General features: G+C 55.9%; 9 protein-coding genes. 3 read left to right on the forward strand and 6 right to left on the reverse strand.

Annotated features, from left to right (window positions below):
• Positions 1-77: 77 nt before the first annotated feature.
• The 4 genes from JWG43_RS19875 to JWG43_RS03250 all read right to left on the reverse strand — a co-directional run bounded on the left by JWG43_RS19875 (position 78) and on the right by JWG43_RS03250 (position 5,105).
• Positions 78-209: a hypothetical protein gene (locus tag JWG43_RS19875; RefSeq protein ID WP_275888419.1), complete on the reverse strand. Its 132-nt coding sequence runs from the start codon at positions 207-209 to the stop codon at positions 78-80.
• A 326-nt stretch (positions 210-535) separates the two neighbouring features.
• Positions 536-1,141: a nucleotide triphosphate diphosphatase NUDT15 gene (locus tag JWG43_RS03240; protein WP_205241382.1), complete on the reverse strand. Its 606-nt coding sequence runs from the start codon at positions 1,139-1,141 to the stop codon at positions 536-538.
• Between the two features lie 161 nt (positions 1,142-1,302).
• Positions 1,303-4,233 carry an ABC transporter substrate binding protein gene (locus JWG43_RS03245; RefSeq protein ID WP_205241383.1) on the reverse strand — a complete coding sequence of 977 codons (2,931 nt, stop codon included), beginning with the start codon at positions 4,231-4,233 and terminating at the stop codon, positions 1,303-1,305.
• Between the two features lie 314 nt (positions 4,234-4,547).
• Entirely contained in the window at positions 4,548-5,105 is a 558-nt protein-coding gene (locus JWG43_RS03250) for a 3D domain-containing protein (RefSeq protein ID WP_338033222.1), read from the reverse strand.
• A gap of 798 nt (positions 5,106-5,903) precedes the next feature.
• Here JWG43_RS03250 and JWG43_RS03255 point away from each other — a divergent pair.
• The 3 genes from JWG43_RS03255 (at position 5,904) to JWG43_RS03265 (ending at position 10,408) form a co-directional block, all read left to right on the forward strand.
• Positions 5,904-7,850: a chemotaxis protein CheW gene (locus JWG43_RS03255; RefSeq protein ID WP_205241384.1), complete on the forward strand. Its 1,947-nt coding sequence runs from the start codon at positions 5,904-5,906 to the stop codon at positions 7,848-7,850.
• Positions 7,851-8,161: 311 nt separating this feature from the next.
• Positions 8,162-8,617, forward strand: a complete 456-nt coding sequence (locus JWG43_RS03260; protein WP_205241385.1) for a chemotaxis protein CheW — start codon at positions 8,162-8,164, stop codon at positions 8,615-8,617.
• A gap of 126 nt (positions 8,618-8,743) precedes the next feature.
• Positions 8,744-10,408 (forward strand): methyl-accepting chemotaxis protein, encoded by a 1,665-nt coding sequence (locus tag JWG43_RS03265; protein ID WP_205241386.1) that lies wholly within the window; start codon positions 8,744-8,746, stop codon positions 10,406-10,408.
• A 113-nt stretch (positions 10,409-10,521) separates the two neighbouring features.
• Here the strand turns inward: JWG43_RS03265 and JWG43_RS03270 are convergent, their stop codons facing one another.
• Complete coding sequence (locus JWG43_RS03270; protein WP_205241387.1) at positions 10,522-11,223, reverse strand: GAF domain-containing protein; 702 nt, start codon at positions 11,221-11,223, stop codon at positions 10,522-10,524.
• A gap of 84 nt (positions 11,224-11,307) precedes the next feature.
• Entirely contained in the window at positions 11,308-13,044 is a 1,737-nt protein-coding gene (locus JWG43_RS03275) for a diguanylate cyclase (RefSeq protein WP_205241388.1), read from the reverse strand.
• Positions 13,045-13,103 lie beyond the last annotated feature (59 nt).

Genomic DNA, 13,103 nt, shown 5'->3' on the forward strand with positions numbered 1-13,103 from the left:
TGCGAGAGGACCTGTTTTCGAGCTGAGTCTGGGTGCAACGCTCCTCGGGTAACCGGCGATACCCCGCAATTCAGGTGCTATTCCCCCTGCTCAAAAACAGTCCTGATGGCGATGGCGAGTTTCTGCATGGAAAAGGGTTTCTGGATGAAATGAACTTCGGCATTGAGCACACCGTGATGGGCAGTCCCCTCGATTGACCGGTATGGCAAGAACCTGAATCCGTGACGGCTGGACGCTTATTTTGGACATATCTTACTGTAATAATTTTATAATTGCAGCGGAACCCTTGGCAATATCTTTCACCTGCCGCCCTTCGGGGCATCCGTCCGCACGCCATCTTCATTGCCCGTAACCGTTCGATAAAGTGTACTTTAATCGAACGGTCACGAACAACAAAGCTGACGCACGGACGAACGCTCACGGATTCAGGAAGAAAAGCATCCACACCCAACTCGGAACAATTCCGTTCCAGCTCGTTCCCGGCAAAGATAGCGGAGACCACGAGTATCGGGATCTGCTTGCATGGAGAGCAACCTCAGACAGCAGAAGAGGACGGCTCAAATCTCTTGTCGATGGGCAAGACCCTCATACTCCCCTGGAAATAGCAGTCAATGATTTTCCGGTCCGCTGCAAAGGCATAGTCCATGCGCTCATGCTGATCCCGATCGATCCATCGCAGTTCGGTCAGATCATCCCCCGGCTGTTGCCGGCCACCTGCAACATCCCCAATCAAGATAATGACAATGGTATGGTGGTAATCATCAAGAAGATTTGATACCACATTGACAATCCCTTCGATGCGTATCTCCAGGCCGGTTTCCTCCCTGACCTCTCGATGCGCTGTTTCAATGAAGCTTTCTTCATATTCAATGTAGCCACCCGGCAGGCACCATTTATTACCATAACGCGCTGTTGACGATCGTTTGCCGATCAATATTTTCTTCTCGGACGACCTGATCAAGACCGTAATGCCGGGATCAGGATTGAGATACGACACAAAATCACATTGGCGGCAGGTCTGTCTGGCAAATTCTTCCAGCTCTTTTTCCGCAAAGGCCAGCCCGCACCGGGGGCAGAACTGCAGGCGCTTGTTGTTGCCGGCCAGGGTACTCGAACTCCTGAACACCTGATACAAGTGCATTAAACAATCCTCACAGCAAAAATCGTGGCGTCCCATGCAGAGGTCGGCATAAAGTCCTGAAGCACTCTGCCTGGAGGAACACTGGCCAGGATCAAACCGTTCTCAACGGTGACCGGTGACTATAGAATCAAGGCAGGATTGAATTACTGAAAACAGGAAATTCAACCATCTGTTTGTTCCTGGCTGCGATCCGGAAAAACCAGGGTCCATCGCGTGCCGGCCCTGCGATCGACATGGTATTGCCCTCCCAGTTGATGCTCCCCGAGCATTCTCACCAGGGTCAGGCCAAGGGTTTTGGTCGTGTCCAAATCGAAATCAGGCGGTAGGCCAACACCATTATCAGCAACAGACAGGGTGAAACTGTTGTTGTCATGGGTCATGGAGATCTGGAGACAGTCCTTCCCGTGCTCGGTTGCCCGCTGCTCCCCGGGAAAAGCGTACTTGAGGGCATTGGTCACCAGTTCATTGATGATCATGCCACAGGGTACGGCCAGGTCAAGCGGCATATCAACCCCATGAGCGTTCACCTCACAGTGAAGATCGGCACTGCCAAACGAGGTGCACAGGCTGGTGACCAGCGACTGGAGATATTCCTGAAAATCGATTCGGGCCAGGGACTCGGAACGATAGAGTTTTTCGTGGACCAGGCTCATGGCCTGGACCCGGGAACTCAATTCGGTCAGCACGGACCGGGCCTGGGGATCGGCGATGGCTTTGCATTGGAGATTGAAAAGTCCGACCATGGCCGCCATATTGTTTTTCACCCGATGATGCACTTCGCGCAGCAACACTGCTTTCTCATCCAGGGAGGCCTGCAGGGCGGCTTCAGCCTCTTTTTGCTCGGTGATGTCGGTAGTTACGGTGGCAAAATGATTCTGGTGTGGAGAAACCACGGAGATGGCAAAGTGCTTACCCATGGGCTCGTACCAGGTGGTGTATACATAGGGTTCACCGGTCAGCGCCACCCGGGAGAATTCCTGCAGATACGGTGGTTCTTCAGTGCCGTACACATCGGTGGCCAGCCGACCCACAGCCTGATCCCGGGGGATACCGGTGACCTGGGTGAAAGCATGGTTGGCGTCAATAATGCGATAGTTGACCGCTTTCCCCGCCCTGTCAAAAACCAGTTCGTGCAGCACCACCATTTCACTCATGGCGGCAAAAAGAGTGGCCAGTTTTTCTTCACTTTGCTGTAAACGCTCTTCCTGGGCATACTTCTCGGTCACATCGCTGAAGACCAGCACCACTCCGGTGACATTGCCTGCCCGATCGCGAATAGGGGCTGCACTGTCGGCAATCTGATATTCAGCACCATCCCGGGCCAGCAGCAAGGTGTGGTTGGCCAGGCCGACCATCTGCCCGGAAACAAGGACCTCCTTGACCGGATCCGCAGCCGGCTGCCGGGTCTTGGCATTGACAAGGGGCAACACCTCGCTGAGCGTTCTGCCCTGAGCTTCGGATAATTCCCAGCCGCAGAGTTGTTCAGCCACCGGATTCATGTTGACGACCCGACCCCGGGCATCGGTAGCGATAACACCATCACCGATGGAATGCAGGGTGGTGGCCAGATTTTCCTCATTCTGCCCCAGGGCATTAATGGCGATGTGCCGCTGGCGCAGACTGGTGGCCAGACGGCCGACCAGGATCAGCAGTACGATAATACCGCCTGCCAGAATGACCATGAACCAGCGGGTGCGAATAGCCAGATTTGCTTCCGCCAGCTTGCGGGCAGTGATGTCGAGCACGGTGAAAGTGACCCCCTGGGACAGGTCGTTGGGATCAAGCGGGGTGGAAGAAAGGATCACATGCCGAATGGAGCCGTCTTTGTGCTGCCAGCGGGTTTCCACCGACCCGGTCCCGTGCGCTGATATCTGGTGGTATTTTTCCTCACCGACAAAATCATAGTCTGCCTGGGTGGGGTAGAGGATGCGCGCATTTTGACCGAGCAATTCCTCCCGCTCGTACCCGGTCAAATCGAGAATATAATCATTGACCTGCGTCAGCACCCGATGCTGTACCATGCCGATACCGGTGGGCGCACTTTTGTGAATGCTGGCCAGAATCTGTTCTGATCTGGCCAGGCTGCGAACAGTGAAGGGAATCCTGTCTCTGAGCCGCTCAACAGCACTGTGGTTGAGGCGGAGACGAGGTTCCGGGTCATTGAGGATAGGCATCTGGTCAATGGGTCTGCCGTTGACCAGGTGATCGACCAGCATCATGCCAAGCATCCAGCCAAGCTTGTGCTCATCGGCCACTATCCCGGCCAGGGCACCCTGTTCCACTGCCTGCTCTGAATGGCTGAAGACAACACGCTCTTCTGCCGCTTCCAGCAGGACAGCGGCATTATCCATCAGCAGTTCCTGAACACCAAAAACAAGGACGTCATCGGCTTCCGCGGTACGAATGGCAGCAATGCCATCCTCAATGGTTGCGCAGAACACCGGCCGAGCGGACAATCCCATGGCTATGGCCGCATCGGTGGTCTCCTTGACATCGATCAAACTGCCGGGGTGACCGGCTTCCACCAGCAGGAGAAATCTGGTCATCGCCGGATAGACCTGGCGAAGGGTCTCAAGTTTAAGTCGGCCAGGTAGATAATAGGTCACCCCGCTTATATTGGCCTTGGGTCGGTTCAGACTCTCCGCCACGCCCAGTTCAACGGGATTATTGATCCCCCCGATAAAGGTGGGGATGGCAACGCCTCGCCGTCCGAGCAGTTCCGCGCCGTTGCTGCGCAGAATGACCATCGCCTGCTTGCCGGCCTCGAATTCATGTATCACCGCCTCCAGAGCGACCAGATTCTCCAACTCTTTCCTGATCTCCAGCCTGATCCAGGGAGCATGCTCATTGAGGGCATTCTCTACACCTGCAAGCATTCGAACAGGCATTTCTGACTTGCCCTGCCAGGCCACTCCGACATCGATGACCTGCCTCTCCCTGTCATCCGCCCACAACGGCATGGCTGTGAACAATATCAAGACAAGAAAGCAAAGAAGACCTGGCAGCCCTCCCCCATGAGACAACACCTGGACGTACGACTCCGGATTGAGATCCCACTTCCGCGATATCTGGCCCCCACTTTTCTTGCGCATCACCCCTCCCCACCCCATCTTCCCTGGTGTCCGCACATGATTCGCCGGCTTGCTAGCGAAAAACTGCCTGGCACCCGCCGCCTGGATCCATGATCGAAACGACATCGAATGGATGCTTCAACTACAGCACCGGCTTCACAGGCCTCAGGTCCGACCCGGCAAGGGTGCCGGCCCTGGACGTTGAGACAATTGCAGACAATCAGCTACCCGAAATGCTCCGTTATTCCCCCCTGGACAGGCTTCCGGCTGGATGCCACCTCCTTGATCTCCCGTGCGGAAAGGCGTGCTTTCTGGATTTCCGTGCTGCCAACGCTTCACTGATACTCAATCCGTACCCGCAATTCCTGCCGGCCCCACTGTAACGCCTCTGTATGGGAGGAAAAATAAAGATCTATCCGATCCCTGCCCTTGATCGCGCCGCCACGATCCTCCACCCTGCCCCAGCCGTATCCAGGCACATACATCCGGGTACCAAAGGGATAATAGGCGGTATCAGCAGCGATTGTCCCATCCCTGGGAAGCAGCGCCCAGGGGAACAAACGAAAGGGTATCATCCAGGGACGGGTTACCGAGTCCATGGAAAACAGGCCGGGTGCCGGCTCACGGGGGACGGTGCCGCTGGCGGTCAAACCGCTGTACGGTTGCCCCTGCTGCGGACCGGCACTGACATACCGGTTCCAGAAATCCAACTTGAGATATCGCCAGCTTCCCCTTTCCCAACTGCAGCAAGAAGAACAGCCGCAATAGGCTGTTGTTTCCATGACCCGCTCAACCCTTGTTCCAGCACAGCCTCCCAGCAGCAGGCACAAGGCCGTTACGATCAGGACAGCATGCCCGCGGCAGGTCTTTTTCGCAATTCGTAAGATGTTCACACTCCTTTCAAAACAACATGTGCCGGCAGTCCAGTTTTATAGACACTGTCTAAAAAAGTAGACAGCACAACTCTTTTCTATCATCACCCCAGATTTGAGGCAGCATTTCCCTTGCCACGCTCGGCATCATGGCGGCTCCCGTCTCTTCCCCCAAAAAACAACCGGGAAAACGACGAGTAACATATTGATTATTTCAGGCTGTTACCCTGTGAATCGCCCGCTTGGCAAGCGTCGGGAAAAAAATGACTTTTCCTGAATAAACCTCATCACACCAAAAAAAACAAGACAGCTGTTTACCGTCTGCATCGGTAGGAATGAATGGCCAATGCAGTACCATCTGCTGGCCCTTGCGGCGCACATTTTAAAAAAAATCCTGAATTCGTGCCGGCTGAACGCTTGTTTTGGATATATCTTGCTGTAATCAGATTGTAAATGGAGCTCCATTCTTGATAATACCCTTCACCAGCAGCCCTTCGGAGCGTCCACTCACGGCTCCAGGAACGTATCAACAACAAGCCATTCATTTAAAATCTCAACTGGCCTTAAATTTGCTAATTGCTCTGGTACGGTGCCTCCATTCCCACCCCTTGACAAGCAGAGAGAGATCCGAAAGAAGATATCTTCCTGGATCCGTGACGGCTGGACTCTTGTGCTGATTCTCGGCACGCCGATGCGTTGCACCGCACACATACAACTGCTCTTCCGAGGATACGGTTTGCGGATGCTGAAAAGAATCATCGGAACATAACCAGTTTCAGCAACAAACCGCTACCACTCACCCTTAACAGGAGATCGCCCATGGCCCCTCAGGACGAGACCTACCCGCCGCCAGACAGCCCACCGATCACCCCAGACCCATTAACCGCAACGGATAATGCCTCGGTCACTGTCCATGACCAGGGCCCGATCAGCGAGACCCTCCCTGACGGGGCCGACAAATCCCCCGCCGCATCGACAGCCGAGAGCAGTATCCGGGTGTCCGTCACCCTGCTCGATCAATTGATGAATCTTGCCGGCGAGCTGGTCCTGTCCCGCAATCAATTGCTCCAGACCATCAGCTCCGGAAGCGTCCACGAAGCAGAGGCCGTGGGCCAGCGGATCGACCTGGTAACCTCCGAGTTGCAGGGGGCCATCATGCTCACCCGCATGCAGCCCATCGGCACCATCCTCGCCAAGATCCCCCGCCTGGTCAGGGACCTGGGCAAGGAACAGCACAAGGAAATCGGCCTGTCCCTCATCGGTCAGGAGGTCGAACTCGATAAAACCATCCTCGAGGCCATCAATGCGCCGCTGACGCAACTGGTCCGCAACAGGGTCATCCATGGCCTCGAATCGGCCCGGAACCGACAGGACCTGGGCAAGGATCCGTGCGCTTCCCTGACCATCAAGGCCTACCACGCCGCCGGCCAGGTGGTCATCGCCATCAGTGACGATGGCCGGGGCATTGATGGCAAACAACTGGCCGAACGCGCCGTGGCCAAGGGCGTTCTCACCGCCGAACAGGCGCAACTGATGTCGACCAAGGAACGGCTGCACCTGCTCTTGCTGCCGGAACTCTCCACCGATGAACAGGGGGTCGACCTGGCGGCCATCAAGGAGAGCCTCGATCAACTGGGCGGCTCCATGGACCTCGATTCCGTGCCTGGACAGGGGGCCACCATTGCCATCAAGCTGCCGCTCACCCTGGCCATCATCCCCTGCCAGATCGTCATGACCGGTAATGAACGCTATGCCATCCCCCAGGCCAACCTCGAGGAGCTGCTGCGCATTGCCGCTGCCCAGATCAAGGATCGGGTCGAGCGGGTGGGCGATGCCGAAGTGGTCCGTCTGCGCGGCAACCTCCTGCCGCTGATCCGCATGGCTGATGTCCTCGGCATCGAGCGAACCTATCTTGATCCTGAACAGGGTGATCGCAAAGCGGATCGCCGCCACAACATCGCTGACCGCCGCAGCCGGAAAACAGAGGCCACGCAGGCAAGCAGCCCTGCCCCGGTCCCGGCGGACCAGCAGCGACAATCGCCGGATCGTCGCCAGAGTCCTGCCAGCGCCCTCAATATCGTGGTGGTGTCCACCGGATCACTCAAATACGGTCTGATCGTCGACCGCCTCCTGGATTCGGAGGAGATCGTCATCAAGCCCCTGGGCCGCCACCTGCAGCAGTGCCAGGGCTATGCCGGGGCGACCATCATGGGGGATGGCCGCATCGCCCTCATCCTCGATGTGGCCGACCTGGCCCGCATGGCCGGGCTGACCTCGGTCGAAGGCTCGAAACGGGCCGCCGAGGTGGCCAGTGAAGCCCTGGCCCAGTCCCGGGAGCGGCAGGCCTTTCTCACTTTCCGCAGCGGACTGAATGAGCAGTTCGCCGTCCCCTTGAACCTGGTGGAACGGGTCGAAAAAATCGACCGGAGCGAGATCGAAGTTCTTGGCAGCCGCCGGGTCCTGCAGTACCGCGACAGCAGCCTGCCCCTGGTCCGTGTCGACGATGCCGCCGCGGTCGAACCAGTGGCGGACCAGGACAACCTGCTGGTGATCGTCTTTCGCCTGGAGGGCCGGGATGTGGGCCTGCTGGCCTGCGGGCCGGTGGATGCGGTTGAAGTGACCAGCGACATCGACACCGATACCCTGCGGCAGACCGGCATCAGGGGCTCGACCATCATCGGCGGCACAACCACCATGCTGGTGGATATCCATGAGATCGTCGGCTGCCTCCATCCGGAATGGTTTGCCGAGCCCTTGCCCGCGTGACCGGACCAGAAGGCAGCCCATAATTCCGGCGATCATGACCGCCCGCATCAACCGTGGTCAATCGCCTGAATCCGTGATGGCTGGACGCTTGTTTTGGATATATCTTGCTGTAAGCATAGTATAATTACAGCTAAACCCTTGAAAAGAACTTTCACCAGCCGCCCTTCGGGGCATCCGTCCGCACGCCATCTTCATTGCCCGTAACCGTCCGATAAAGTCTACTTTAATCGAACGGCCACGAACAACGAAGCTGACGCACGGACGAACGCTCACGGATTCAGGAATCGATCAACCATCATTCAGGAACAGCCATGACAACCACGAACACCAGCAGTCAATTGACGGAACTGGCCACCTTCCAGGTCGGCGAGGCCATTTGCGGCATGGAGATCCTGCAGATCCAGGAAATCAACAAAGTGACCCAGATGACCCGGGTGCCGCAGGCGCCGGAGGATGTGCTCGGCATCCTCAACCTGCGCGGCCAGATCGTCACGGTCATCGACCTGGCCCGCCGCCTGGGTCTCGTCGCCATGGAACCACCATCCCAGGCCCGGGTGATCATCGTCAACACCAGCGGCGGCAAGGTCGGCATCCTGGTCCATCGGATCAGGGACGTGGTCGCCGTGGACCTGCTCCAGAAGGAGGCGGCCCCCGCCAATATGCGCGGCATTCAGGGTCGGTACTTCACCGGGGTCTGCAAACAGGACAACAACCTGATCGGCCTGCTCGACATCGACAGGATCCTGGCCATCCAGGAGGATTCCTGAGGACAAAAGACGAGGACGACAGGCGCTGCAGGAAGCGAATACAAACGAGGGCCTTTTGAACAGGCGTACCAGGGATCGGCACGGGCAGCACACCGAGACCGCACAATCAACCACAAGGAGAGAACGATGTTGAAAAATTTCAAGATTGGAACACGGCTTGGTTTGGGATTCGGTGCCATTCTGGTGCTGCTGATGGTTGTCGGCGGCGATGCCATCATGGAGATCCGCTCCCTGCACCGACAGATTGACCTGCTTGTCACCGACCGGATGGTCAAGACCGAACAGGCCAACAGTGTCATCGATGATCTCAATGTCATTGCCCAGGCATTACGCAATATCTACATTGACACCAACAGGGAGCGCCAGGGAGAAGAACTGCGCCGGATCGCCGATGCCCGGCAAAGGATCGCGACCCAGGTGGATGAATTCAGCCGAACGATCACCTCCGAGCGCGGTGTAGCTCTCCTCAGGGCGGTGACCGCTGTCCGCCCCGAATACATCCGCCACACCGAAGCCTACATGGATTTGATCAGGACGGAGCAGCTCGAACCTGCCAGAGCGCTGCTTCTCAGCGAAATCCGTGAGGTGCAAGGGGCCTATATTAACGGCATCAATGAACTGATCGAGTATCAAACCTACCTGGCCAACAGAGACGGCCAGCAGGCGGGTCAGGATGCCTCCCGGGCCACGACCGTGATCGGCATCCTGCTGCTGGTCGCCCTGGTGCTGAGCATCGGTCTGGCCTTCCTCATCATCCGCTCCATCACCGGCCCGGTGGGCAAGGCCTCGGTCCTGGCCGAGACCATGGCCAAAGGGGATTTCACCGCCAAGCTGGACATCAATCAGAAGGACGAGATCGGCCTTATGGCCACCTCCCTCAACACCATGGTGACCCAGCTCAGCACCATGATCCGCGACATTATCAGCGGCGTCGATCGGCTCGCCGCCTCCTCCAACGACATGGCCGCGGTGTCCAAGCAGCTGTCGACCGCGGCCAAGGATACCGCGGACCGGTCCAGCGCCGTGGCCGCGGCGACGGAAGAGATGAGCACCAACTTCCAGTCAGTGTCCGCCGCCATGGAGCAATCCTCGAGCAACGTCAACATGGTGGCCTCCTCCACTGAAGAGATGACCGTCACGGTCAACGAGATCGCCCAGAGCGCGGAAAAAGCCCGCTCCATCTCCGAGAACGCGGTCAAGCAGTCCCAGCAGACTTCCGAGAAAATGACCCATCTGGGCGAGTCGGCCCGTAAGATCGGCCGGGTCACCGAGACCATCACCGAGATCTCCGAGCAGACCAACCTGCTGGCCCTCAACGCCACCATCGAGGCGGCCCGGGCCGGCGAGGCCGGCAAGGGCTTTGCCGTGGTCGCCAACGAGATCAAGGAACTGGCCCGCCAGACCGCCGAGGCCACGGTGGACATCAAGAATCAGATCAGCGAGATGCAGGCCACCACCACCACCACGGTGGAGGATATCGAGAAAATATCCGCGGTGATCAACGAAATCAACAGCGTCATCAACGGCATTGCCACCGCTGTCGAGGAGCAATCCGCCGCCTCCAATGAAATCGCCAACAATATCTCACAGGCCTCCCAGGGCATTGCCGAGGTCAATGAGAATGTCGCCCAGAGCACGGTGGTCGTTGCCGAGATCACCCGCGACATCAATGGCATCAACGAGCAGTCCGGTCAGGTGGGCGACGGCAGCGCCCAGGTGCAGCAGAACGCCCAGGGGCTGGCCGAGTTGGCCACTCAACTGGATAACCTGGTGAAACAATTCAAGGTCTGACAGCAGCTCCAGGGTCAAACTTCAGGGGCGAATGCAGCAGTTGTGCATTCGCCCCTGTGTTTCTCGCCCAATCGGCTCAGTGTACCTCTCACCGAACGATTATCCACGCTTGGTCATCGCGATCCTTTTACATATTCAGGGTACAATTTTATAACGCATTCGGGGCAAATACCATGGCTTAATTCAGCTTCGGGATGGCGAATAAGATAATGCTCAACGGGGTGCCAATTATCTTCTTTGTCTCTGATGCTTTTGCAACTCGAACAAATCGGCACAATGCCTCGCAAGGCCTGCAGTTCCATCAAATAGTCTGTCAATTGCTTGTTCTCATCGACAAGAGCTTGATTTAAAAAAATCAGTTCAAGGTGAGACTCGATCATATCCTTGAATTTCAGCATGAGTTGCTCGACGACCGGAGAGTATTCATTCCGCTTGTTATCCAACACACAAATCGTGCCAAAAGGTTTCTTCGTTGGCAGAAAAACCGGAAACCCCAAATAAGAAATCATATTCAGCCTTATATCCGGGTTGTTTTTCCAATTTTCGTCCGCCAAGGCATCAGGAATCAGAAGTTTGCCCCTGGAGTTAATCACAGTTTCACAATACAGTCCTGAACCCTGGAAATGTTCTTTATCTCCGAGACGATAAGGATTATCCTGGCTGCGATTTGAAACAAAAACTTCAATATCAGACTCGTCTAATCTCATGATCAACCCGACAGGCACGTTGCAAACCTGCGTGAGGATATCAACGATTTCCTGCCAGTTATTCTGAACATCCTCGGGAATGGTAATTTCAATTCTTTTATTCAGCATCTTCAGCTCTTAAAGTGGGTCATCCAACGGACAGGGGCTTTTTTTGCGGTCTCCTTCGCACCAGCAAATTCCAAAACCTGATCATTAAATTGACGTCAGTGTTTTTTTCACGCTGCGGTTTCTGCCCGTTTTTTTAGCCTCATACAAGGCGTCATCAACGATTTTCAACATCTGGTCAGGCTCGGCTATTTCTGGAGTGTAGACTGTGACTCCAATACTTACAGAGATATGAAACGGGTCGAGGTCGGCTGGAATCGGGCTTGTTTCCAGGTATTTCCTGAGTCGTTCCGCTATGAAGTAGGCTCCATCAAGGTCGGTCCTGGGCAGAAGCAGCATGAATTCTTCACCGCCGGTTCTGGCAAAAATATCCACTTTGCGGATGTTTCCGGTGATGACCATGCTGAAATGCCGCAGGGTGGCATCGCCCACGTCATGACCGAAACGGTCGTTAATGGCCTTGAAGTGATCTATATCCAGCATCAGCAGAGAAAAGGGCTGTCCATACCGCCTGGCGCGCAGTATTTCCTGTTGCAGCGCCTGCATGAAGTGTCTTCTGTTCCAGAGACCGGTGAGTTCGTCTGTTGCGGCAAGGTAACTCAGCTTTTCTTCAGCCGCCTTCCGGTCGCTGATGTCAATGATCAGCCCTTCTATGCCCAGCACGTTGTCATGATCATCATAAATCAGGACACCCTTTTCATAAACCCACTTCACTGTCTTATCCGCGGTGATAATCCTGTATTCCAGCTCAACCGGAAGTTTTGAACTTCTCGCCTTTTCCCATTGTTCAACAATACTTTCCCGGTATTCAGGAACAATAAGACTATTGTAGGAGACAACCCGGTTGTCAACCAGCTCCTCGCTTTCGTAGCCGGTCAGCTCCCGACACCCTCTGGATACGAACTGCATGGTCCAGTCCCGGTCATACAGACACCGGTAGGCCATGCCCGGAATGTTGGCAATGAGCACTGACTTGCTCCGTTCGGTTTCCCGCAGCGCGGCAAGGGCATTCTTCAACCGATGATTCCAGTAAAAAGACACCGTGAGCAATACACCAATAAAAACAATCAGACGAATGAACCAGGCCAGGTCAACCGCCTGGACGAATTCGATATTGACATGGCGGTTTATGATTTCCTCCCGTTCCCTCGGCGTAATGGTGAGGATGGCCTTGTTGAGAATATCCGTCAGCTCGTGCGTTTCCTTGAGCACCCCCATGCGCAGATGGTTGACATAATGAGGCTCAGGGGGTTGTCCGGCAATTTTCAGGTTGAACCAGCCGTCTTTGCGGATGGTGTAGGCAGCTATGGTCAGGGAACGGAGGGTCATGTCCGCCTTGCCCTCGGAAACCATGCGGTAACACGCATGTTCACTATCCACGGTGATGATGTCCAGGTTGGGATAATCCCGGCGCAAAAACTCCTCCATGGATGTACCGTGAGGCAGGACCACTGTCCTGTCCACCAACTCGGAGGGATTTGAGATGAAGTCGTGCTCGTTCCTGGTGATGAATACATTGGGGGCGACAAACAGAGGCTCCGTGAAATCCAGCCACTCTTCCCTTTCAGTGGTCTGATTTAAAAAGGGGATGAGCATGCAACCGCCTTCTCTGGAAACCACAAGGGTTTCCTGCCAATCCACCGTGGGCACGATCACAAAGGGGATACCCAGGCGCTGTGAGATAATCTCCACAAGGTCCGATGCAATTCCGGTAAAGTTGCCCTGTTCATCCATGTGCTCATACGGTTGCCAATCCGGGTCCACGCACATGGTGACCTTGCCCAGCCGGTCCAGGTACGCCCGTTGCTGTGCAGTTAGTTCCATTGCGATTGCCGATGAAAGCGGGAGGAACATGATCGCCACGACCGAAAGAAATCTCATGC

The organism is Desulfobulbus alkaliphilus (assembly GCF_016918545.1).
Taxonomy (GTDB): domain Bacteria; phylum Desulfobacterota; class Desulfobulbia; order Desulfobulbales; family Desulfobulbaceae; genus Desulfobulbus; species Desulfobulbus alkaliphilus.